At 59.0% G+C, this 22,693-nt stretch carries 26 protein-coding genes and 1 tRNA gene; 18 read left to right on the top strand and 9 right to left on the bottom strand.

All coding sequences use genetic code 11. From position 1 onward, the window contains the following. Positions 1–26 precede the first annotated feature (26 nt). The 7 genes from ACZ5RG_RS03125 (at position 27) to vapC (ending at position 6,335) form a co-directional block, all read left to right on the top strand. Positions 27–1,514: a nucleobase:cation symporter-2 family protein gene (locus tag ACZ5RG_RS03125; RefSeq protein WP_464447755.1), complete on the top strand. Its 1,488-nt coding sequence runs from the start codon at positions 27–29 to the stop codon at positions 1,512–1,514. A gap of 382 nt (positions 1,515–1,896) precedes the next feature. Then, complete coding sequence (locus ACZ5RG_RS03120) at positions 1,897–2,931, top strand: ABC transporter substrate-binding protein (RefSeq protein WP_312259542.1); 1,035 nt, start codon at positions 1,897–1,899, stop codon at positions 2,929–2,931. Positions 2,932–3,049: 118 nt separating this feature from the next. Continuing rightward, positions 3,050–3,868 (top strand): ABC transporter ATP-binding protein, encoded by an 819-nt coding sequence (locus ACZ5RG_RS03115; protein ID WP_298599198.1) that lies wholly within the window; start codon positions 3,050–3,052, stop codon positions 3,866–3,868. A gap of 12 nt (positions 3,869–3,880) precedes the next feature. Then, a complete protein-coding gene (locus tag ACZ5RG_RS03110; RefSeq protein ID WP_298599201.1) occupies positions 3,881–4,648 on the top strand; it encodes an ABC transporter permease in 768 nt (255 codons plus the stop codon). 49 nt (positions 4,649–4,697) lie between these two features. Beyond that, positions 4,698–5,540 carry an urease accessory protein UreD gene (locus ACZ5RG_RS03105; RefSeq protein WP_464447754.1) on the top strand — a complete coding sequence of 281 codons (843 nt, stop codon included), beginning with the start codon at positions 4,698–4,700 and terminating at the stop codon, positions 5,538–5,540. A gap of 151 nt (positions 5,541–5,691) precedes the next feature. After that, positions 5,692–5,925 (top strand): type II toxin-antitoxin system VapB family antitoxin, encoded by a 234-nt coding sequence (vapB, locus tag ACZ5RG_RS03100; protein ID WP_315234906.1) that lies wholly within the window; start codon positions 5,692–5,694, stop codon positions 5,923–5,925. After that, entirely contained in the window at positions 5,925–6,335 is a 411-nt protein-coding gene (gene vapC, locus ACZ5RG_RS03095) for a type II toxin-antitoxin system tRNA(fMet)-specific endonuclease VapC (RefSeq protein WP_298599208.1), read from the top strand. The genes vapB and vapC overlap by 1 nt, the downstream gene beginning before the upstream one ends. A gap of 204 nt (positions 6,336–6,539) precedes the next feature. Here the strand turns inward: vapC and ACZ5RG_RS03090 are convergent, their stop codons facing one another. From ACZ5RG_RS03090 to urtA, 6 genes are all read right to left on the bottom strand, one after another. Next, positions 6,540–7,016 (bottom strand): OsmC family protein, encoded by a 477-nt coding sequence (locus tag ACZ5RG_RS03090; RefSeq protein WP_464447753.1) that lies wholly within the window; start codon positions 7,014–7,016, stop codon positions 6,540–6,542. 230 nt (positions 7,017–7,246) lie between these two features. After that, the gene (gene urtE / locus ACZ5RG_RS03085; RefSeq protein ID WP_298599219.1) at positions 7,247–7,951 is read right to left on the bottom strand and encodes an urea ABC transporter ATP-binding subunit UrtE; all 705 of its coding nucleotides are present in this window, start codon (positions 7,949–7,951) and stop codon (positions 7,247–7,249) included. Positions 7,952–8,042: 91 nt separating this feature from the next. Next, positions 8,043–8,918 (bottom strand): urea ABC transporter ATP-binding protein UrtD, encoded by an 876-nt coding sequence (gene urtD / locus ACZ5RG_RS03080; protein WP_298599221.1) that lies wholly within the window; start codon positions 8,916–8,918, stop codon positions 8,043–8,045. After that, positions 8,915–10,027: an urea ABC transporter permease subunit UrtC gene (urtC, locus tag ACZ5RG_RS03075; RefSeq protein ID WP_298599242.1), complete on the bottom strand. Its 1,113-nt coding sequence runs from the start codon at positions 10,025–10,027 to the stop codon at positions 8,915–8,917. Before urtC ends, urtD begins: the two co-directional genes overlap by 4 nt. 14 nt (positions 10,028–10,041) lie before the next feature. Next, positions 10,042–11,625: an urea ABC transporter permease subunit UrtB gene (gene urtB, locus ACZ5RG_RS03070; RefSeq protein WP_464447752.1), complete on the bottom strand. Its 1,584-nt coding sequence runs from the start codon at positions 11,623–11,625 to the stop codon at positions 10,042–10,044. A 193-nt stretch (positions 11,626–11,818) separates the two neighbouring features. Then, entirely contained in the window at positions 11,819–13,090 is a 1,272-nt protein-coding gene (gene urtA / locus ACZ5RG_RS03065; RefSeq protein WP_298599245.1) for an urea ABC transporter substrate-binding protein, read from the bottom strand. A gap of 218 nt (positions 13,091–13,308) precedes the next feature. On the opposite strand from urtA, the gene ureA reads away from it, so the two are divergent. From ureA to ACZ5RG_RS03015, 10 genes are all read left to right on the top strand, one after another. Beyond that, positions 13,309–13,611 carry an urease subunit gamma gene (ureA, locus tag ACZ5RG_RS03060; RefSeq protein ID WP_298599225.1) on the top strand — a complete coding sequence of 101 codons (303 nt, stop codon included), beginning with the start codon at positions 13,309–13,311 and terminating at the stop codon, positions 13,609–13,611. Positions 13,612–13,627: 16 nt separating this feature from the next. Continuing rightward, positions 13,628–13,798, top strand: a complete 171-nt coding sequence (locus ACZ5RG_RS03055; protein ID WP_298599228.1) for a hypothetical protein — start codon at positions 13,628–13,630, stop codon at positions 13,796–13,798. A gap of 7 nt (positions 13,799–13,805) precedes the next feature. After that, entirely contained in the window at positions 13,806–14,135 is a 330-nt protein-coding gene (locus ACZ5RG_RS03050; RefSeq protein WP_298599231.1) for an urease subunit beta, read from the top strand. A 1-nt stretch (position 14,136) separates the two neighbouring features. Next, a complete protein-coding gene (ureC, locus tag ACZ5RG_RS03045; protein WP_464447751.1) occupies positions 14,137–15,855 on the top strand; it encodes an urease subunit alpha in 1,719 nt (572 codons plus the stop codon). Continuing rightward, positions 15,855–16,385, top strand: a complete 531-nt coding sequence (gene ureE / locus ACZ5RG_RS03040; RefSeq protein WP_315234892.1) for an urease accessory protein UreE — start codon at positions 15,855–15,857, stop codon at positions 16,383–16,385. The genes ureC and ureE overlap by 1 nt, the downstream gene beginning before the upstream one ends. Continuing rightward, positions 16,375–17,064, top strand: coding sequence for an urease accessory protein UreF (locus ACZ5RG_RS03035; protein WP_315234890.1), 690 nt, complete (start codon positions 16,375–16,377; stop codon positions 17,062–17,064). Before ureE ends, ACZ5RG_RS03035 begins: the two co-directional genes overlap by 11 nt. Next, positions 17,061–17,720: an urease accessory protein UreG gene (gene ureG / locus ACZ5RG_RS03030; protein WP_298601490.1), complete on the top strand. Its 660-nt coding sequence runs from the start codon at positions 17,061–17,063 to the stop codon at positions 17,718–17,720. Before ACZ5RG_RS03035 ends, ureG begins: the two co-directional genes overlap by 4 nt. Before the next feature lie 61 nt (positions 17,721–17,781). Next, positions 17,782–17,869 (top strand) — tRNA-Ser (locus tag ACZ5RG_RS03025). A 217-nt stretch (positions 17,870–18,086) separates the two neighbouring features. Then, positions 18,087–18,419 carry a hypothetical protein gene (locus ACZ5RG_RS03020; protein WP_298601493.1) on the top strand — a complete coding sequence of 111 codons (333 nt, stop codon included), beginning with the start codon at positions 18,087–18,089 and terminating at the stop codon, positions 18,417–18,419. Beyond that, positions 18,416–18,973 (top strand): hypothetical protein, encoded by a 558-nt coding sequence (locus tag ACZ5RG_RS03015; RefSeq protein WP_464447750.1) that lies wholly within the window; start codon positions 18,416–18,418, stop codon positions 18,971–18,973. Before ACZ5RG_RS03020 ends, ACZ5RG_RS03015 begins: the two co-directional genes overlap by 4 nt. 22 nt (positions 18,974–18,995) lie before the next feature. Here the strand turns inward: ACZ5RG_RS03015 and hemW are convergent, their stop codons facing one another. The 3 genes from hemW to rph are packed head-to-tail and all read right to left on the bottom strand — an operon-like array spanning position 18,996 to position 21,603. Beyond that, on the bottom strand, positions 18,996–20,192 hold the full coding sequence (gene hemW, locus ACZ5RG_RS03010; RefSeq protein ID WP_464448172.1) for a radical SAM family heme chaperone HemW: 1,197 nt from the start codon (positions 20,190–20,192) through the stop codon (positions 18,996–18,998). 16 nt (positions 20,193–20,208) lie between these two features. Further along, complete coding sequence (rdgB, locus tag ACZ5RG_RS03005; RefSeq protein WP_464447749.1) at positions 20,209–20,823, bottom strand: RdgB/HAM1 family non-canonical purine NTP pyrophosphatase; 615 nt, start codon at positions 20,821–20,823, stop codon at positions 20,209–20,211. Positions 20,824–20,841: 18 nt separating this feature from the next. Then, positions 20,842–21,603, bottom strand: coding sequence for a ribonuclease PH (rph, locus tag ACZ5RG_RS03000; RefSeq protein WP_298601504.1), 762 nt, complete (start codon positions 21,601–21,603; stop codon positions 20,842–20,844). A gap of 163 nt (positions 21,604–21,766) precedes the next feature. Here rph and ACZ5RG_RS02995 point away from each other — a divergent pair, with 163 nt between their 5' ends. Next, the gene (locus ACZ5RG_RS02995; RefSeq protein WP_298601507.1) at positions 21,767–22,684 is read left to right on the top strand and encodes a YicC/YloC family endoribonuclease; all 918 of its coding nucleotides are present in this window, start codon (positions 21,767–21,769) and stop codon (positions 22,682–22,684) included. The last annotated feature ends 9 nt before the right edge of the window (positions 22,685–22,693 follow it).

The following is a 22,693-nucleotide window of genomic DNA, read 5'->3' as shown; positions in this document are numbered from 1 at the left end:
CTGTTTACTTTCCAGGAGACACCTCCATGAGTTCAACCATCCACCCCGTGGACGAGCATTTGCCCAATGGCAAGCTCGCCGCTTTGGGCCTGCAACATGTGCTGGTGATGTACGCCGGTGCTGTGGCCGTGCCCCTGATCGTGGGCCGCGCCCTCAAGCTCAGCCCGCAAGACGTGGCTTACCTGATTTCGGCTGACCTGTTTTGCTGCGGCTTGGTCACCCTGATCCAGTCGCTGGGTGCCACACAGTGGTTTGGCATTCGCCTGCCCGTGATGATGGGCGTGACGTTCGCGTCGGTAGCGCCCATGGTGGCCATGGCCAACGCCAACCCGGGCGAGCTGGGGGCACAGCTGATCTTCGGCTCCATCATTGGGGCGGGCATCATCTCGATCCTGATCGCGCCACTGGTGAGCCGCTTGTTGCGCTTCTTCCCGCCTGTGGTCACCGGCACCATCATTGCCGTGATCGGCATCAGCTTGATGCGCATCGGCATCAACTGGATTTTTGGCAACCCCTTTGGCCCCACTGCGCCCAGCATCGTGACGCCCGAGCACAAACAATGGCTTGATGCGGCAGCGGCAGCTGCCAGCGCACCGGGTTCCGTGTTGCCCGCCATTCCCAAAGACCTGGCGCTCTTGCCCAAGATGCCCAACCCCAAATACGCCGACCTGACTGGCGTGAGCATTGCGGCTTTGGTGCTGGTGTCCATCATGCTGATCTCGCGTTTTGCCAAAGGCTTTCTGGCCAACATCTCGGTGCTGTTGGGCATCGTGATCGGCGGCGTGGTGGCCACAGCCATGGGCCTGATGAACTTCGACAAAGTGGGCAAAGCTGCCTGGTTTGACGTGATCATGCCGTTCCACTTCGGCATGCCGGTGTTTGAGCCGGTGCTGATCCTGACCATGACCCTGGTCATGATTGTGGTGATGATCGAGTCGACCGGCATGTTTTTGGCCTTGGGCGAAATGACCGACAAAAAGGTCGACCAAGCCGCGCTCACACGCGGTCTGCGCACCGATGGCCTGGGCACGCTGATCGGCGGCATTTTCAATACCTTCCCCTACACCAGCTTCTCGCAAAACGTGGGCTTGGTGGCGGTGACGGGCGTGAAAAGCCGTTTTGTCTGTGTGGCCGGTGGCTTGATTTTGGTGGCCTTGGGCCTCTTGCCCAAAATGGCTGCGCTGATCGAATCGCTGCCCACCGTGGTGCTGGGCGGCGCGGGTCTGGTGATGTTCGGCATGGTGGCGGCCACTGGCATCCGCATCCTGGGCAATGTGGACTTCAAGAACAACCGCTTCAACGCGATGATCGTGGCGATTTCGATCGGCATCGGCATGATCCCGCTGATCGCTCCCAACTTCAAACAGTGGATGCCGCATGGCCTGCACCCGTTGATCGAGTCGGGCATCTTGCTGGCGTCCCTCAGCGCAGTGGCTTTGAACCTGTTCTTCAATGGCGCCAGCGGTGACAACCGCGACGCGATCGAGGCCGCCAAGCAAGCCGAGGCGCACTGAACCAGGGCAAAAGAAGACATGGATACCCGGTCAAGCCGGGCATGACAACACACTTGTCACCCCGACCGGATCGGGGGTCCATGACTTCTGGCTTTGTCACCCCCGACCAGATCGGGGGGCCTTGACTTCTGGCTTTGTCACACCCGACCAGATCGGGGGGCCTTGACTTCTGGCTTTGTCACCCCCGACTGGATCGGGGGTCCATGACTTTATGAGTGGGCACACCACCAAAACGCCAATTTGGTGCACAGCCCCAGCCAAGCTGCACCAAAAATGAGGATTTCTAGGGGATGGACCTGACATGAGCCGTCAGACCCATGGTCGATAATGGCACCGATTTTGCTAGACAAGATTCACCGTTTATTTGACCCTGGAGCCCCTCATGAACAAGCGTTTCTTACTCAAAGCCACCGCCGTGTTGGCTGCTGCTGCCGCTTTTGGCACCGCCCAAGCCCAAACAACCCCCATCAAATTTCAGCTGGACTGGCGTTTTGAAGGCCCTGCCGCGTTCTTTTTGCAACCTGCAGCCAAGGGCTATTTCAAGGATGCCAAGCTCGACGTGACTGTGGACTCAGGCAACGGTTCGGGTGGCGCGGTCACCCGCGTGGCTTCGGGCACATACGACCTGGGCTTTGCCGATCTGGCCGCGTTGATGGAGTTTCACGCCAACAACCCCGACGCGCCCAACAAGCCTGTGGCCATCATGATGGTCTACAACAACACCCCCGCTTCGGTCATGGCCCTGAAGAAATCCGGCATCAAGACCCCGGCTGACCTGGCGGGCAAAAAGCTCGGTGCCCCCGTGTTTGACGCTGGCCGCCGCGCCTTCCCCATCTTCCAGAAAGCCAACGGCATTGGCAACGTGGCCTGGACCGCGATGGACCCACCTCTGCGCGAAACCATGCTGGTGCGCGGCGATGTGGACGCCATCACGGGTTTCACCTTCACCTCGCTGCTGAACATCGAAGCGCGTGGCGTGAAAGCCGAAGACGTGGTGGTCATGCAGTACCCTGACTTTGGCGTGAAGCTCTATGGCAACGCGATCATCGCCTCGCCCAAGATCCTGAAGGAAAACCCAGCCGCCGTGAAAGCCTTCCTGAGCGCCTTCACCAAAGGGGCCAAAGACGTGATCACCGACCCAGCCAAAGCCATTGAGTCGGTCAAAGCCCGCGACGGCATCATCAACGTGGCCCTGGAAACACGCCGCCTGCAATTGGCCATTGACACCGTGATCAACAGCCCATCGGCCCGTGCTGAAGGCTTTGGCCAAATCAATGGCCCACGCCTGACCCTCATGGCCTCGCAAGTGTCCGACGCCTTCAACACCAAGACCCGCGTGAAAGTGGACGACATCTGGAACGGTTCGTTCCTGCCCACGGCCAAAGAGCTGGACATTCTGCCCAAGCCCAAAAAATAAAGCGCCTGGCAAATACACCCGGCACTGACTTGAGCCCACTTCAACCTTTGTGGTTGTGGTGGGCTTTTACAGGATGCTGCCTGTATACACTTTCGAACACCATTTCAGAGTTTTCACCATGTCACAAGACGCATTCGTCGATTTCCAGAATGTCTGGCTGGCCTACAACGACGAGTTGTTGGCACAAAACCACTTCGCGGTAGAAGACATCAACCTGCAGGTCAAGCAAGGCGAGTTCATCGCCATCGTCGGCCCATCGGGCTGCGGCAAATCGACCTTCATGAAGCTGACCACGGGCCTGAAAATGCCCAGCAAAGGCACCATCCATGTGGATGGACAAGCCGTGACCGGCCCGCTCAAGATCAGCGGCATGGCGTTTCAGGCTTCGTCATTGCTGCCTTGGCGCACCACGCTCGACAACGTGCTCTTGCCGCTCGAAATCGTCGAGCCCTACCGCTCCAACTTCAAGCAAAAGAAGGCCGAATACGTTGAACGTGCCCGCAAGCTGCTCAACACGGTGGGCCTGGGTGGCTACGAAGACAAGTTTCCTTGGCAACTGTCGGGCGGTATGCAGCAACGCGCCAGCATCTGCCGGGCCCTGATCCACGAACCCAAAATGCTGCTGCTCGACGAGCCCTTTGGCGCGCTCGATGCCTTCACACGCGAAGAACTCTGGTGCATCTTGCGCGACCTGTGGACCGAGCAAAAATTCAACGTCATCCTGGTCACGCACGACCTGCGCGAATCGGTGTTTCTGGCCGACACGGTGTATGTGATGAGCAAGAGCCCCGGCCGCTTTGTCGTCAAACGCGAGATCGATCTGCCACGCCCGCGTGATCTGGAGATCACCTACACCCCCGAATTCACCAACATCGTGCACGAGCTGCGCGGCCACATCGGTGCCATGCGCAAGACCGGTGCGGCGATCAACCAATAAGCGGGAGCCCCCATGAACAAAAAATCCCTCGAAAGCTGGTCCCCCTGGATCTTGCTGGTGCTGACCCTGTTGATCTGGGAAGGCTTGTGCCGCGTCTTCAATGTGTCGGAATTCGTGTTCCCCAGCCCCTGGCGCATTGCCGAGCAAACCGTCGAATACCGCGATGTGATCGCGGGCCATGCCTGGCGAACCTACTGGGTCACCATGGTGGGTTTTGGCATCGCCATCGTGGTGGGGGTGCTGCTGGGATTTGTGATCGGCAGCTCGCGCCTGGCCTATGCCGCCGTCTACCCGCTCATGACCGCTTTCAACGCGCTGCCCAAAGCGGCGTTTGTGCCGATCTTGGTGGTGTGGTTTGGCATCGGCATCGGCCCCGCCATCCTCACAGCGTTCCTCATCAGCTTTTTTCCGATCATGGTGAACATCGCCACGGGTTTGGCCACGCTGGAGCCTGAACTGGAAGACGTGCTGCGCGTGCTGGGTGCCAAGCGCTGGGACGTGCTGGTCAAAGTCGGCCTGCCCCGCTCCATGCCCTACTTTTACGGCTCGCTCAAAGTGGCCATCACCTTGGCCTTTGTGGGCACCACCGTGTCGGAGATGACCGCCTCGAACGAAGGCATTGGCTACCTGCTGATCTCGGCCGGTTCGGCCATGCAGATGGGCCTGGCGTTTTCGGGTTTGGTGGTGGTGGGGGCCATGGCCATGATCATGTACGAACTGTTCAGCGCCATCGAAAAACACACCACCGGCTGGGCGCACCGCGGCTCGCAAGGCGAATGAAGATCGCCCCGGCGCAGCGGACACCGCGCAACATGCCACCGGCTCACACATGACCTGGCACGCCAGCCTCAACCTCGACTACACCCTGGAGTCTGAGCGCAGCGTGGCCCGCTACCTGCACCAAGGCCCGCTGCGCATTTTGCAAAGCCTTTACCCCGAAGGCGATGCGGTCTGCCACAACGTGCTGGTGCACCCACCCAGCGGCCTGGTGGGCGGCGACACCCTCGACATGCACGTCACCGTGGGCGCAGGTGCCCATGGCCTGGTCACCACGCCGGGGGCCACACGCTTTTACCGGTCGGATGCGGGCTTGGCCACGCAGCAAGTGCATGCCCGTGTGGAAGGCGGTGCTCGGCTGGAATGGCTACCCTTGGAGGCGATTGCCTACAACGGCTGCGATGCGCTCAACCGCGCCGTGTTCGATCTGGCACCCGGCGCAGAAATGATGACCTGGGACATCACCGCGCTGGGCCTGCCCGCCGCCGACTTGCCTTTTGCACAAGGCACATTTCGCCAACATTTGGAAATCCCCGGCCCGAAGGGTCCGATCTGGCTAGAGCGCGGCACCCTGAACGCCACCGACACCCGATTGATGGACAGCCCACTCGGTCTGGCAGGCCAGCGCTGCATGGCCACGCTGGTGTTTGCGGCAGGCAGCGCCATCGCGGCTGAACGCGCAGATCGCGCCCTCGCCTGCGCACGCGAGCTGATCGAAGCCTCATCCCTGCGCTTGACGGCGGGTGCGACATCGCCCCACAAACAAATCATCGTGCTGCGCGTGCTGTCCCCCGTGACCGAGCCAGCCATGCAACTGCTGCGGCAAGTGTGGGCCGCGTGGCGTCAGGAGATGTGGGGATTGGCGGGGAACGTGCCAAGGTTGTGGAATCTGTGATTGCCGAATGACCGGCATTGACCGCTCACCAGACGTCGGAGAAAAGCAACCGTCAAGAAATCCTTGACGGTTCAACCCTAGAACAGCCCCCTTGCCGACCGCGGACGGGGCTATATACAATTGCCATATACGTTTCTTTAAGGGGGTCACCATGTCCATCGGCACTGTTTTCGTCAACAACCGTACCCAGGCCGTTCGTCTCCCTTTGGACGTGCGACTGCCCGAGGGCGTCCAAAAGGTCGAGATACGCGTCAATGGCAACGAGCGCATCATCGCCCCTCTAGGCCAAACATGGGACAGCTTCTTTCTCGGTGGTCCCACAGTGAGCGACGACTTCCTGCCCGAGCGCGCCACCCAGCACCAGCCGGAGCGGGAGGCGCTCTGATGTTGCGTTACCTGCTGGACACCAACATCGTCATCTACGTGTTGAAGCGGCGACCCGTCGAGGTGCTTTCCACCTTCAATGCCAACGCCAGCCGCATGGCGATTTCCTCCATTACCCTCGCCGAACTCTTGCACGGTGCGGAGAAAAGCAGCCGCGTGAGCGGGAACTTGGCCGCGATCGAGGACTTTTGCAGTCGCCTAGCCGTTCTGCCCTATGGCCCCAAGGCCGCGCAGCATTACGGCGCCATTCGCGCCGCCTTGGAAAAAATCGGCCAGCCTATCGGTGTGAACGACATGCACATTGCAGCGCACGCCCGCAGCGAAGGCCTGGTGCTGGTGACGAACAACATGGGCGAGTTCGCACGGGTGCCTGCGCTGCAAGCAGAGAACTGGGTCCAAACAGCGCAGTAATTGACGAGTTATCGAGCATCAGTCGCAAAAAGTGCGTCGACTGCCACGCCAAGTTTGCCGCGATAGCTGCGGCAGGCCAGCAGCAGGCCTTTGACGTGATGACCACACCGACAGGTCTAGGCTGGGAGCGAACCTTCGTATCAGGCCTGACGTATTGCAGCGTCATACCCGTTACAGACGTTGAAAGGCGTTATTCGTAAAGGCTTATCGAGCGACTACATTGAAAGTTGGCTCATAGCTCACGGGGAAATTAACTGATCGAGCAATAAAGCAAAAGTCATGAACTTTATGGTGAAGTTCGCCAGCGAGTCCCAAATCTGCGCCTTCTTGCACCGAAATTTTGGGCCGGAGAACTGCAGCAAGAAACCGTCCTGCCCCATTCGGCAAAGTCTCGCCATGGCCAATCGGATCATCACGGTAGCCTGTCACAACGATCCCAGCATTGCTTGCAAGGTGTAAATACCAAAGCATGTGACATGCGGACAACGCCGAAATCAAGAGGTCTTCAGGATTCATTTTGGCTGGATCACCACCAAGGAGAGGATCATTCGAACAATGAATGATGTCCTTACCAGGCAAAGCAATATCCCAAGTCCGGTCGTAAGCTTTGTAAGCGCGGGTTCCTTCTCCACGGTTTCCAGTCCAGATAATCGACGAAGCGAAATCGTGTAGCTTTGCCATGTCTTGTCCTTTTTATTCGAAGCAACAGTTTATAGCTACTGTATTTGTATAGCTTGATCCATACCGTATCGAAGAGGCCTGACCGCCCAATCCAGCTCGGCTCACCTGAGTTTCCGGTTCTGGCCGAGGACAGTCGGTTGAACCGCAGAAGTAGAAGACGTCACCCGCTGCTTATCGGTCACCTTTTCCAATCTGTTCTCTTTTTTCACCCCGCCAACGCAGAAGCCCCCTCAAATCGCCACCAACTGCTGAATGCTCTTTTCCTTCATCTCGCTGCCTGGGCCTCGGGCAATCACCTCGCCGCGGTCCATCACCAAATACTGGTCGGCCAGTTCCTCGGCAAAGTCGTAGTACTGCTCGCACAGCAGCACCGCCATGCGCTGGCCTTGCAGGCCCACGTCGGCCAGTTGGCGAATCACACGGCCAATGTCTTTGATGATGCTGGGTTGAATGCCTTCGGTGGGCTCGTCCAGAATCAGCAAACGCGGCTTGGCTGCCAAAGCGCGGGCAATGGCCAGTTGCTGTTGCTGACCGCCTGAGAGGTCACCACCGCGGCGGTGCAGCATTTGCTTGAGCACTGGGAACAGTTCAAACAACTCAGGCGGGATAGGCGTGCCACCCGCTTGCGTGGCCAAGCCCATGCGCAGGTTGTCTTCGACCGTCAAACGGGCAAAAATTTCTCGACCCTGCGGCACATAGCCAATACCGGCCGCCGCACGTTCGTAGGGTTTTGCCTGTGTGATGTCTTGCCCAGCCAGCGTGACGCTGCCGCTTTTGATCGGCACCAGGCCCATGAGCGATTTGAGCAAGGTGGTTTTACCGACGCCGTTGCGGCCCAGCAAGACGGTGACTTGCCCCTGCTCGGCAGACAGGCTCACATCGCGAAGGATGTGGGAGCCGCCGTAGTATTGGTGAATGTTTTGGACTGTCAGCATGTTTTCTCTGTTTGATGTGTTTGCACCAACTTGTTCGGTACGGGTGAATCGGACATGGTTCCCGGATCAAGTCTGGGATGACTCGTCCTGATCAGCGCCCCAAATAAACCTCAATCACCCGCTCATCGGCCTGCACTTGATCGAGCGTGCCCTGGGCCAGCACCGAGCCATCGCACAGCACGGTGACGATGTCCGAGATGGTCCGAATAAAGCCCATGTCGTGCTCCACCACCATCAGCGAATGTTTGCCCTTCAGGGTCAAAAACAACTCGGCGGTGCGCTCTGTTTCGTGGTCGGTCATACCGGCCACGGGTTCGTCCAGCAGCAGCAACTTGGGGTCTTGCATGAGCAGCATGCCAATCTCGAGCCACTGTTTTTGACCATGGCTGAGTGTTCCCGCTTGCACCCGCACACTGTCAGCGAGGTGGATGGTGTGCAGCACTTCGGCCAAGCGATCGCTCTGGCGTGAGTCGAGCTTGAAGAACATCGAGGCCTTCACGCCTTTGGGCGTTTTCAGCGCCAGCTCGAGGTTTTCAAACACGCTCAGATGCTCAAACACCGTAGGCTTTTGGAACTTGCGACCAATGCCCAGCTGGGCAATCTCGGGTTCGTTGTGGCGCAGCAAATCAATGGTGCTGCCAAAAAACACCGTGCCCTCGTCAGGCCGGGTCTTGCCCGTGATGATGTCCATCATGGTGGTTTTGCCAGCGCCATTGGGGCCAATGATGCAGCGCAGCTCACCGGGTGCAATGTCGAGTGACAGCTTGTTGATGGCCTTGAAGCCATCAAAGCTCACGCTCACATCCTCGAGGTACAAGATGCGGCCATGCGTCACATCCACCTCTTTGGCGTCTTGCAGCACACGGCCATAACCGGCAGCTCGGCCACCCGACTCGGTGGACTCCACACGCTGTTGCGCCGACTGGGCAATGCGCTGCGCGCCTTGTTTCAACAGATCGGGGGTCATGCAGCACCGCCTTTCTTGTTCTTGAATTTGGCCACCAGCCCCACCACGCCTTGCGGCAGGTACAAAGTCACAGCAATGAAGAGCGCCCCTAAAAAGTACAGCCAAAATTCTGGCGCGGTCACGGTGAGCCAGCTTTTGGCCCCGTTGACCAAAAACGCGCCCACGATCGGTCCGATCAAAGTGCCACGCCCTCCGACTGCGGCCCACACCGCCATCTCGATGGAGTTGGCCGCGCTCATTTCACCGGGGTTGATGATGCCGACCTGCGGCACATACAAGGCCCCTGCAATGCCGCACATCACAGCCGAGATCACCCAAATGCTCAGCTTGTAAGGCAGTGGCGAATAGCCCGAAAACATGACCCGCGTTTCGGCATCGCGAATGGCTTGCAGCACGCGGCCATATTTGCTGCCCACCAGCCAGCGCGAGAACAGATAGAAACCCAGCAAGGTGACACCTGTGATGACAAACAAGCTCATGCGCATGTGGGGGGTGGCGATCGGCAGGTCCAGAATGCGCTTGAAGTCGGTGAAGCCGTTGTTGCCACCAAAGCCGGTTTCATTGCGGAAAAACAGCAGCATCGCCGCATAGGTCATGGCCTGGGTGATGATGGAAAAGTACACCCCTTTGATGCGCGAACGGAAGGCGAAATAGCCAAACACAAAGGCGATGAAGCCTGGCACCAACACCACCAAAATCAGTGTGGCCACAAAGCTGTCCGACAGCATCCAGTGCCAAGGCAGTTCTTTCCAGTCCAAAAAGACCATGAAGTCGGGCAAGTCACTTTTGTAGTTGCCGTCTTGGCCGATCTGACGCATCAGGTACATGCCCATGACGTAGCCACCTAAAGCGAAGAACAGTCCGTGGCCCAGCGACAAAATGCCGGTGTAGCCCCAGATCAGGTCCATGGCCAAGGCGCAAATGGCGTAGCACATGATCTTGCCAATCAGCGATACCGCAAAGTCGCTCAGATGCAAGGGGTTGCCTGCAGGCACCCACAAATTGAGCACCGGGGCCAAAAAGCCCACAACGATCAGCGCCAGCAAGAAAGCCATCCAGGCTTTGCGCCCCAACAGGGGCGCAGGAGTCGGTAATTTAAATGACGTCATATTCATGCTCATATTCACGCTTCAGCACTGCGACCCTTCATCGCGAAGATGCCTTGAGGGCGCTTCTGGATGAAGATGATGATGAACACCAGCACGCAGATTTTGGCCAGCACAGCGCCGGTCCAGCCTTCGAGCAACTTGTTGACCAGGCCCAGGCCCAGCGCGGCATACACGGTGCCAGCCAATTGGCCCACCCCGCCCAGCACCACCACCATGAACGAGTCCACGATGTAGCTTTGGCCCAAATCAGGGCCGACGTTGCCCACCTGACTCAAAGCGCAACCGGCCAAACCGGCAATGCCCGAACCCAAGGCAAAGGCATAGGTGTCGATGCGGGCGGTGTTGACGCCCATGCACGAAGCCATGGGGCGGTTTTGCGTGACGCCACGCACAAACAGGCCCAAACGCGTTTTGCCAATCAACAGCGCCATGCCCACCAGCACGGCGGCGGCAAACACAATGATCAACACACGGTTCCAAGGCAATTGCAGGTTGGGCAGCAACTGCAGCGAGCCGCTCATCCAAGAAGGGTTTTCGACGCCCACGTTTTGCGCACCAAACAAGCTGCGCACGCCTTGCATCAGCACCAGGCTGATGCCCCAGGTGGCCAGCAAAGTTTCCAAAGGGCGGCCGTACAAATGCTTGAGCACGGTGCGCTCCATCACCGCCCCCACCAAGGCCGAGGTGATGAACGCCACCGGAATAGCGACCGCCAAGTAAGCGTCAAACGCGGCGGGCAGGTAATCCCGAAACAAGGCTTGCACCACATAGGTGGCGTAGGCACCAATCATCATCAGCTCGCCATGCGCCATGTTGATCACGCCCATCAGGCCATACGTGATGGCCAGCCCCAGTGCCACCAGCAACAAGATCGAGCCCAGGCTGGCACCCGTGAAAAGCGCGCCCAAGCGCTCGCCCCAGCGCAAACTTTCTTGCACAGCGGCCAACGAAGTCTGAATTTGTTTCTTGACCGAAGGCTCTTGCTCATCAGCCAGGCGCTGGTTGAGCAACAACAAGGTCTCTGGCTGTTTGCTGTCGGCCAGCTCACGAGCGGCCAGCAAACGGTCGTTCGGTGCATCGCTGTTGAGCAGCGCAGCCGCACGGGCCTGGCGCACCAGGCTTTGCACAGTGGCATCTTTTTCAGCCGCCAGCGCTTTTTCCAGCAAAGGCTTGCGACTGGCATCAGGCTCTTTGAGCAGTGATAAGGCCGCCAGACGGCGCACCTTGACATCGGCGCTGAACAACTTGAGGGCAGCCAGCGCTGTGTCGATCTCGCCACGCAGGCGGTTGTTCAACATCACATCTTCGGCGTCTGCGGGCACGGTGACAGACTGGCCTGTCACAGGATCTGTGCCCTGGCCATCGCGCACGACCAGCACCTGGTCTTTGGCGATCTTGACCACATCGTCGGCCAGCGCCTGCAAATACGCGGCGGTTTTGTCATCGCCTTGCGCCACCGCTTGTGCCAAAGCTTCTACGCGGGCATCGCTCTCTCCGGTCGCCATGGCAAGGGCTTCGTCCATCGTCAGGGCTTGCGCGGCCGACAGGCCCCACACCGCGCTGGCGATCAACGCGCCTTTCACAATCCATCTTTTCATTTTTCTCATCTCATGTTCAGCAGCTGCTCGCCAAGGCAATCTTGGGCATGAAATGGATTCCCGCGTGCGCGGGAATGACAGTTTGTTCATCAAACTCATGAATGACAAGTGTCGTGTCATCCCCGCGAATGCGGGGATCCATCTCGTTGACTGTCATGGATTCCCGCCTGCGCGGGAATGACCTTCAAACCCATCACTTCTTGGCAGGTTCGTCAGGCTTGACGTCGTTGCCGGGGATGTAAGGGCTCCATGGCTTGGCTTTGACCGGGCCAGGTGTCTTCCACACCACGTTGAACTGACCGTCGGCCTTGATCTCGCCGATGAACACCGACTTGTGCAGGTGGTGGTTTTTCTCGTCCATCTTGCTGGTGATGCCGCTGGGCGCTTTGAAGGTCTGACCCGCCATGGCTGCGATCACTTTGTCGGTGTCAGTCGACTTGGCTTTTTCAACCGCTTGCTTCCACATGTTGATGCCGATGTAAGTCGCCTCCATCGGGTCGTTCGTCAATGGCTTGTCTTTGTGACCGGCGATGTTTTTGGCCTTGGCATAAGCCGCCCACTTTTTGGTGAACTCGTCGTTGGCCGGGTTCTTGATGGACATGAAATAGTTCCATGCCGCCAGGTGACCGACCAAAGGCTTGGTGTCCACGCCGCGCAGCTCTTCTTCACCCACCGAGAAAGCGACCACCGGCACGTCTTTGGCTTTCAGGCCCGCATTGCCCAGCTCTTTGTAGAAAGGCACGTTGGAGTCACCGTTGATGGTGGAGACCACGGCGGTCTTGCCACCGGCTGAGAATTTCTTCACATCGGCCACGATGGTTTGGTAATCGCTGTGGCCAAACGGGGTGTATTTTTCGTCGATGTCTTTGTCAGCCACGCCTTTGGACTTGAGGTACGCGCGCAAGATTTTGTTGGTGGTGCGGGGGTACACATAGTCGGTGCCCAGCAAGACCCAGCGCTTGGCTGCGCCGCCTTCTTTGCTCATCAGGTAGTCGACTGCAGGAATGGCTTGCTGGTTGGGCGCAGCACCGGTGTAGAACACGTTTTTCGACAGCTCTTCACCTTCGTACTGCACGGGGTAAAACAGCAAGCCGTTCATTTCTTCCACCACCGGCAGCACCGACTTGCGCGACACCGAAGTCCAGCAGCCGAAGATCACCGAGACCTTGTCTTGACCGAGCAACTGCTTGGTTTTTTCAGCAAACAAAGGCCAGTTGGAAGCGGGGTCAACAATCACAGGCTCAAGCTTTTTGCCGAGCACACCGCCCTTGGCGTTGATCTCGTCGATGGCCATGAGCACGGTGTCTTTCAACACGGTTTCAGAAATGGCCATGGTGCCCGACAAGCTGTGCAACACGCCCACCTTGATGGTGTCAGCGGCCAGTGCCTGGACCGAGAAAGTCAAACTGCCCGCCACCAAGGCTGCGGCAGTTGCGAGGGCTTTGAGATTGCCACGACGGTTCATCATGAGATCACTCCAATCAGGAAAGTAGGTTTTCAAACACGCGGAGACTTGCAACGCTGAACCTGCTCTTGCAATCACCGTGCCAACCCACGCAAATGCCCTGACGCCCGCCAACAGGACTGCCGTTTCCCTAGGAATTGAGTGGCTCCCTATAAAGGGGCACGCTCTTTGCTACATTGAAATCATCCAATGCACCAATTCAACCAGAGCGCACCAAAATGGAACTCACCCCTCGCGAAAAAGACAAGCTGCTGATCTTCACAGCAGGCCTTTTGGCCGAGCGCCGCAAAGCACGCGGCCTCAAACTGAACTACCCCGAAGCCATTGCGCTGATCAGTGCCGCCGTCATGGAAGGCGCACGGGACGGCAAGACTGTGGCGCAACTCATGAGCGAAGGCCGTAGCGTTTTGACGCGGGCAGACGTGATGGACGGCATCGCCGAAATGATCCCCGACATCCAAGTCGAAGCCACTTTTCCAGACGGCACCAAATTGGTGACCGTGCACCAACCCATTGTTTGAACCCCAGGAATCACACATGAAAAAATTCACTTTGACACTTGGCCTCGCACTGTCCAACCTGGGCAACACCGCTTGGGCTCACGAGGGCCATGGCCTGGGCAGCACCCATTGGCACGCCACCGATGCACTCGGTTTTGTGGTCGCTGCCGCCTTGGTGGCGGTGGCGTTTTACTTCGGCAAAAAGTGAGCCCGACATGACGCCTGGAGAACTTTTGATTGACCCCGGTCAGCATGCGCTGAACGTGGGCCGCCGCACCTGCACGCTGGTGGTGCAAAACGCCAGCGACCGTCCGATTCAAGTGGGCTCGCACTACCACTTTGCCGAAACCAATGCAGGCTTGAAATTCGACCGCACCGCCGCACAAGGCATGCGCCTGAACATCACATCGGGCACCGCCGTGCGCTTTGAGCCGGGCCAACAACGCACCGTGGAGCTGGTGGACTACGCCGGTGACCGCGTGGTGTACGGCTTCAGAGGCCTGACCAACGGTGCACTCGACACCACGCATGCGAAAGGCAACTGACATGGCCCACATCGACAAACGCGCTTACGCCGAAATGTTCGGCCCCACCGAGGGCGACCGGGTTCGCCTGGCCGATACGGCCTTGCTCATCGAGGTCGAAAAAGACTTCACCTTGCTGGCAGGTGGCTACGGCGAAGAGGTGAAATTTGGTGGCGGCAAGACGATCCGCGATGGCATGTCGCAATCGCAACGCACCAATGCCGAGGGCGCGATGGATTGCGTGCTGACCAATGCGCTCATCGTCGACCATTGGGGCATCGTCAAAGCCGATATTGGCCTCAAGGGCAACCGCATCGCCGCCATTGGCAAGGCGGGCAACCCAGACACCCAACCGGGCGTGGACATCGTCATTGGCCCTGGCACCGAGATCATCAGCTGCGAAGGCCTGATCGTGACGGCAGGCGGCATCGACAGCCACATCCACTTCATAGCGCCCCAGCAAATAGACGAAGCGCTGGCCAGCGGCGTGACCACCATGCTGGGCGGCGGCACGGGCCCGGCCACCGGCACCTTTGCCACCACCTGCACGCCCGGCCCTTTCAACATCGAACGCATGATGCAGGCGGCTGACGCCTTTCCGATGAACCTGGGTTTTTTGGGCAAAGGCAATGCCACTTTGCCTGCGGCGCTGCACGAACAAATCAATGCGGGCGCCATTGGCCTGAAGCTGCACGAAGACTGGGGCACCACGCCCGCAGCGATTGACAACTGCCTGAGCGTGGCCGAAGCCACCGACACGCAAGTGGCCATCCACACCGACACGCTCAACGAGTCGGGCTTTGTCGAAGACACGGTGGCCGCCTTCAAGGGCCGCACCATCCACACCTTTCACACCGAAGGTGCGGGCGGCGGGCACGCACCCGACATTTTGAAAGTGGTGGGCGAAGCCAATGTGCTGCCCTCTTCTACCAACCCCACACGGCCATACACCATCAACACCCTGGACGAGCATGTGGACATGCTGATGGTTTGCCACCACCTGGACCCGGCCATCGCCGAAGACCTGGCCTTTGCCGAAAGCCGCATCCGCAAGGAAACGATTGCAGCCGAAGACATCCTGCACGATTTGGGGGCCATCAGCATGATGAGCAGCGACAGCCAGGCCATGGGCCGGGTGGGCGAGGTCATCATCCGCACCTGGCAGACCGCACACAAGATGAAGCAGCAGCGCGGCAGCTTGCCCGGCGACACAGATCGCCATGACAACGCCCGCGTGAAACGCTACATCGCCAAGTACACGATCAACCCCGCCATCGCACACGGCATGAGCCACGAAGTGGGCAGCATCGAGGTGGGCAAGTGGGCCGACCTGGTGATCTGGAAGCCGGCCTTCTTTGGCGTCAAACCCGCCATCGTCATGAAGGGCGGCTTCATCGCACTGGCCGCCATGGGCGACCCAAACGCGTCGATTCCCACCCCGCAGCCGGTGCATTACCGGCCCATGTTTGGCAGCTTTGGCGGTGCACTGACTCGGGGCTCGCTGACCTTTGTCTCGCAGGCGGGTTGGCAAGCGGGCATCGGTGCGCGTTATGGCCTTCAAAAAACTTTGTCGGCTGTGAAAAACATCCGCAAGGTGGGCAAAAAAGACATGGTCCACAATGACTACGCCCCCCGCATGGAAGTCGATGCACAGACCTATGCGGTGCGGGCCGACGGCCAACTGCTGGTGTGTGAACCCGCCACCAGCTTGCCCATGACGCAACGCTACTTTTTATTCTGATGATCACTTGTTCCAAACTCATGCCCCAAGGCCGTGGCCTGGCCAGCGTGCTGGTCAAGCGGGCCAGCACCATCACACTGGACTGGGACACCCGCCAAAAAAGCCGCTTTGACGCGGTGGACAGCAGCCAGCGCCAGCTGGGCATCTTCTTGCCCCGAGGCACCGTGGTGCGCGGCGGCGATGTGCTGGTGGCCGAAGACGGTTCGCTGGTCCGTGTGGAGGCGGCGCCGCAAACCGTGCTGCGCATCACCGCCTGCACCGAGCACGGCAGCCCGTTCGACCTGACTCGCGCGGCGTACCACTTGGGCAACCGCCATGTCCCGATCGAGCTGAAACCGGACCATCTGAAGATCGAGCCCGACCATGTGCTGGCCGACATGCTGCGGGCCATGCACATGACCGTGGTGCAAGTCACAGAGTCGTTTGAACCAGAAAGCGGCGCTTATGGCGACCACGGTGGGCATTCGCACGATCAAAGCGACACATCCCAACCGCATACACACGGCCCCGACTGCAAGCATGAACACTGACACAGCGCCTTCGGGCCTGCTGCAACTGATCTGGCTCGCGTCCCCTGCGCTGCCGATTGGGGGCTTTTCGTATTCCGAAGGGCTCGAAGCGGCCATTGAACAAGGCTTGGTACACGATGAGCACAGTGGCACGGACTGGTTGGTCGACCAACTGCATCTGACGCAGTCGCGCGGCGACATGGCCGTGCTTGCTCAAGCCATCCCCGCTTGGCAAAGCGGTGACACCGCCCGACTGCAAGCCCTGAACGACTGGGTCATGGCCACCCGCGAAACCGCCGAGATGCGCCTGCAAACCGAACAAATGGGGCGCTCATTGCTGGACTGGCTGCGCAACCTGCAGCAAGCCAGCCCGTCGCAACTGGCGTGTTGCGCTCAATTGCCACCCACCTACCCGCTGGCCATGGCCTTGGCGCTGTCGTTGTCTCATGCACCGCTGGATCAGGCCCTGCAAGCCTGCGCCTTTGGTTGGGCCGAAAACATGACCCAAGCCGCCCTCAAAGCAGTGCCTCTGGGCCAAAGCGCAGGCCAACGCATGTTGGCCAGGCTGGCCCGTGAAATCCCTGTGGCGGTGCAAACCGCCATGCACTTGAGCGACGAAGATCGCCAAGCTTTCAGCCCCATGCTGGCCATTTTGTCGGCCCGCCACGAAACCCAATACTCCAGGATCTTCAGATCATGAATACGCCCTTGCACCACATCCCCAACCGCACCCAAAAACTGCCGCCCCTGCGCGTGGGCATTGGCGGGCCTGTGGGCTCTGGCAAAACCACACTGCTCGAAATGCTCTGCAAAAACATGCGCGAGCGCTGGGACCTGATTGCCATCACCAACGACATCTACACCAAGGAAGACCAAAGGCTGCTGACCGAAAGCGGCGCCCTGCCCGCTGAACGCATCATGGGCGTGGAGACTGGTGGCTGCCCACACACGGCCATCCGCGAAGACGCCTCCATCAACCTCGAAGCGATTGACCGCATGCTGGAAAAGTTTCCCAACGCCGATGTGGTCTTCATTGAAAGCGGGGGAGACAACCTGGCCGCCACATTCAGCCCAGAGTTGAGCGACCTCACGATTTACGTGATCGACGTGGCTGCAGGCGAAAAAATCCCACGCAAAGGCGGCCCCGGCATCACCAAGAGCGACTTGTTTGTGATCAACAAAACCGACTTGGCTCCCCATGTGGGCGCTTCCTTGGATGTGATGCGGGCCGACACCGCCCGCATGCGCCCAAACCCCGAAACACGGCCATGGGTCATGACCAACTTAAAAACACAAGCGGGCCTGGCCGAAGTCGTGGCGTTTATTGAAAAAAGGGGCATGCTGAAGCACGCCTGAACCTCTTGGACCCCCATCAACGCCAGATTCAAGGTTTTAAGCCGTTACAATCTGCCCCCAAGGAAGCGTGGCAGAGTGGTCGATTGCACCGGTCTTGAAAACCGGCGACTCGAAAGGGTCCGTGAGTTCGAATCTCACCGCTTCCGCCAGACCTCACACCTTAAAAGCGCCCTCTCGGGCGCTTTTTTGTTTTCCGGCTTTTGCGCTCAGCAACAGGCCAATGGAGGCAAGACCCAATGCCGAGCCGGGTTTATCAGAATGGCTCACAAAGGCTGTGGTCTCTAATAAAAAATCCGATACCACCATTTAATTCGATAAAATCGAAGAATTATGGAAAAAACAAACAGTCCTTTTGCCTCGGCATACATGCGTTTTCTGCAACTCGCCAAGGTCATTCAAGCCTTGCCCAGTGGCATGGAAATGGATGCCAACGAAAGCGCCTTGTTGCAAGCGGTGGTCTTGCGCTGGTACGAAAACAAACCCATGACGGTGCGCGAGGCCATTGGCTTAGCCGATTTGGGTTCGCCCGCGACTTTGCACAAACGCATCACCCGCTTGCGCGGAAAAGACATGCTCAGCACCCTGAACCTGGAAGGCGATCGCCGGGCCAAGTTCCTGATTCCCACTGAGCGGACCTTGGATTATTTCAGTCACTTGGGTCAATCCATGCAACAGGCCCATCAATCCCAAGCTGCATGAAGATCGCCCTCAAAGAAGCCTTTGAAACAGCAGCACTGACCTTGGGCAGTGCTGTGTTGTTTGCGGGCTTCTTTCATTTCAATGGCTGGCTTTTTGCAAGCTTGTCTTATGCAGAGGGCGTCAATTGGGTGTTTTTGCCTGCAGGCTTTCGCATCGTGCTTGTCTTGATTTTGGGGCTGCCGGGCGCCACAGGCATCATGTTGGGCACTTGGTACCTCGACCAAGGCTCGCTGGACAGTCAGCCCTGGCTGGTGTTGCTCACCGGCGTGGTTTCGGGCTTCACCCCCTTTGCGGTCATGAAGGTCCTTGCCAAAGGCCAACAAACCGCTCGCCTGCTGCAAGGCATAACCACCCAAAGTTTGCTCAATTTCACCTTGATTTTTGCGGCCGCCAGTGCCGTGACCCATCAACTGCTGTGGTTGGTGATGGACCGCGCTGATGTGAACATTTGGGTAGATGTCTGGCCCATGTTCATTGGCGATGCGATTGGCTCTTTGTTGATGCTCTACGCCTTCAAACTGCTGCTCTCGCAGATGAAAATCAAGGCGCTCTGATACGCCTTGACAAGTGACAGGCTCACTCTGCCAGAAAGAGTGCCTGCAAGTCGCTCAAAAAGTCGAAACCCTTTTCTGTCGGCCAAACCCGGTGCAGGTCACGTCCGATCAAACCCAGTTTTTCGGCCTCTTGCAGGCCCTGCTGAATGCTTGTCATGGCCAAGCCCGTGCGGTCCACATAGTCGGCCAAAGCAAAACCACCGCGCAGGCGCAAGGCATTGAGCATGAACTCAAACGGCAGTTCCTGGCGTGACACCTCGGTGCTTTGCGTGACCGGCTCGCCCTTCATGGCTTGCTGCATATAAAGCGCAGGCTCGCGGTAACGCACCTGCCTCAGCACGCGATGCGCAAAACTGAGTTTGCTGTGCGCCCCTGCGCCAATGCCCAAGTAGTCACCAAACTGCCAATAGTTCAGGTTGTGCGCACACGTGTGTCCGGCTTTGGCGTAGGCCGAGACCTCGTAGCGGTCCAGGCCAGCAGACGCGGTCAGCTCGGTGATGCGGTCCATCATCTCGTAGGCCAAATCGTCTTCGGGCAAGCTTGGCGGAAACTTGGCAAACACGGTGTTGGGCTCGATCGTCAGGTGGTAGATCGAGATGTGTGGTGGCGCAAAAGCCAGTGCAGTCTGAATGTCTTGCGTCATGCCTTCGAGCGTCTGGCCCGGCAAGGCGTACATCAGGTCCAGGTTGAAGGTGTCAAACACCTGCGCGGCTTCGGTCACGGCGGCCAAGGCTTGGTCGCGGTCATGCACCCGGCCCAGCGCTTTGAGGTGTGCGTTGTCAAAACTCTGCACACCGATCGACAAACGGGTGATGCCTGCTTGGCGGAATGCCTTGAAACGGTCTTTTTCGAAAGTGCCGGGGTTCGCTTCCATGGTCACTTCGGCATCGGGTGCCAAGCGCACACGGGCACGGATGCCGCCGATCAAACGGTCAATGGCGTCGGGTGAAAACAGGCTGGGCGTGCCACCACCCAAAAACACGGTCTGGATGCTGCGGCCCCAGATCAAGGGCAAGCTGGCTTCCAGGTCGGCAAACAGCGCGTCGATGTAGGCGTCTTGCGTGGAAGGCGCATCCACCCCCGCGCGGAATTCGTGTGAGTTGAAATCACAATACGGGCACTTTTTGATGCACCAAGGCAGGTGCACGTACAGCGACAGCGGCGGCAACGCGTTCAGTTGCAGCAAGCCAGGGCGCATGGCGTGCACCGGGTCCATCATTGGATTCATGACAGGCTCATGTTGGTGTGAGGTCCAACCAACGCTCGCGCATCAGCACCAGCATGGCCTGGGCCGCACGGCCCCGGTGGCTGTTGGCGTTTTTGACTTCGGTGGGCAGTTGGGCAAAGGTCTTGCCAAACTCGGGCAAAAACATGACCGGATCGAAGCCAAAACCGTTGCTGCCCAGGCGCTCACGGGTGATCTCGCCCACCACCCGGCCCACTGCAATCAAGGGCTCAGGGTCATCGGCGCTGCGCACGGCCACCAGCGTGCTGACCATGGCGGCGCGGCGGTTGGCGAGGCCTTGCATTTGTTCTAGCAATGCGGTCACGTTGTTGTCATCGCTTTTGGGGTAGCCAAAGCGAGTGGCGTAATACGCCGTGTCGACACCCGGCTGGCCATCAAAGGCGTCCACGCACAGGCCAGCGTCATCGGCCAGCGCGGGCAAGCCGCTCAGCTGCGCGGCATGTCGGGCTTTGGCCAAGGCGTTTTCAACAAAGGTCTTAAAAGGCTCTTCTGCCTCAGGAATGTTCAGTTCAGACTGGCGCACCAGCGTCATGTGCAACGGTGCAAACAGCGTTTGCAGTTCGGCCAATTTGCCGGCGTTGTTGGAAGCGAGAACGATTTTCATGACACCGTCACCCGCACTTCAAGCTGTGAAAGTGAGGGTTTTGGGCTCGTCATGCGCTTGCTTTTGAAGCTGCACCAGTTGCGCAATGCCTTTTTCGGCCAGTGCCAGCATGCGGTCCATCTCGACGCGGGTGAACGCCACGCCTTCGGCCGTGCCTTGCACTTCAACAAAATGACCGGCACCCGTCATGACCACGTTCATGTCGGTGTCGCAGGCCGAGTCTTCGGGGTAATCCAGATCCAGCAAGGCTGTGCCGTTTTTCAGGCCCACCGAAATGGCGGCCACGCGGTCCAGGATGGGCGACTCGCTCAATTTGCCTGTCGCCATCAGCCAATTGACGGCATCTTGGGCCGCCACAAAAGCGCCCGTGATGCTGGCGGTGCGCGTACCGCCATCGGCCTGAAGCACGTCGCAATCGAGGTGAATGGTGCGTTCGCCCAGTTTCTTGAGGTCAAACACGGCACGCAAAGACCGGCCAATCAGGCGCTGAATCTCTTGCGTGCGGCCGCTTTGCTTGCCGCGTGCGGCTTCACGGTCGCCCCGGGTGTGCGTGGCGCGAGGCAGCATGCCGTATTCGGCGGTCACCCAGCCTTCGCCGCTGCCTTTTTTGTGGCCCGGCACTTTTTCTTCCACCGAAGCGGTGCACAACACACGGGTCTGGCCAAACTCGATCAGCACCGAGCCCTCGGCGTGGACGGTGTAACCCCGGGTGATGCGCACAGGGCGCAAAGCATCGGCGGCGCGACCGGATCGGACGTAAGAAGCAGTCGTGGTGTTCATGGTGTGTATAAAAGTACGTTTGAAGCGTGCCAGCAATGGGGGCAGGCAGAGAGTTTGCGATAATCCACGGTTTGGTGTTCGCACCTTGTGCGGCCCATTTGCAGCGCTCAAGCCTCTTTCTTGCAACCGAAGAAGGGCTGTGCTGTCCCAAGGAATTTGACCGATGCCAGTTTACAGTATGACCGGGTACGCCAGCGTGCAGCACAGCCCGCTGCCCACCGAGGGCGAGGCCCCTGCCAGCACAGGCCCCACAGCACGATTGGGCCTGGAAATCCGCTCGGTCAACAGCCGTTTTCTTGACCTGTCTTTTCGCCTGCCAGAAGAGCTGCGCCAACTCGAACCCGGCCTGCGCGAGCTGATCACGCGCCAGATCAAGCGCGGCAAAGTGGAAGTGCGTGCCAGCCAGGATGCAGGCGATGGCGCTGCGCTGCAAGCGCCCAACCACCAAGCCCTGCAAAAAATAGCCGCCCTGCAAGACAAAATTCAAGACTGGTTGCCAGATGCCCGGCCTTTGAGCGTGGCCGATGTGCTTCGCATGACTGCGGGCAGCTCGGGCCAAGCCGCACCCGACGAAGCCGCCTGGATGCAACTGGCCACCCGGGCTGTGGATGCCCTGCGCGAAGCCCGCTCCCGCGAAGGTGCCCGCCTGACCGACATGCTGCAAGGTCATATCACCCAGCTGCTGAGCTTGGCGGAACAAGCGGTGCCGCTGGTGCCACAGCTCGTTGAACAACAACGCCAACGCTTTCTGGAGCGCTGGAAAGACGCCATGGCACTGGCCGACGGCAGCCACCTGCCCGAAGCCGCGCAAGACCGTGCCCTGACCGAGGCCACCGCTTTTGCGATCCGCATCGACGTGGCCGAAGAGCTGACCCGCCTGCGCTCGCACTTGGACGAAATCTCCCGCCTGCTGACCAAAGGGGGCGACATCGGCAAACGCCTGGACTTTTTGATTCAGGAACTGCACCGCGAAGCCAACACGCTGGGCTCCAAATCGGCCGTACTGGAAATGACCCGCATTTCTGTGGACATGAAGGTGCTGATCGAGCAAATGCGCGAACAAGTCCAGAACATCGAATAAAGAACCTCA

Source organism: Limnohabitans sp. TEGF005 (genome assembly GCF_055394835.1).
This window is presented reverse-complemented; position numbering and strand designations above follow the sequence as displayed.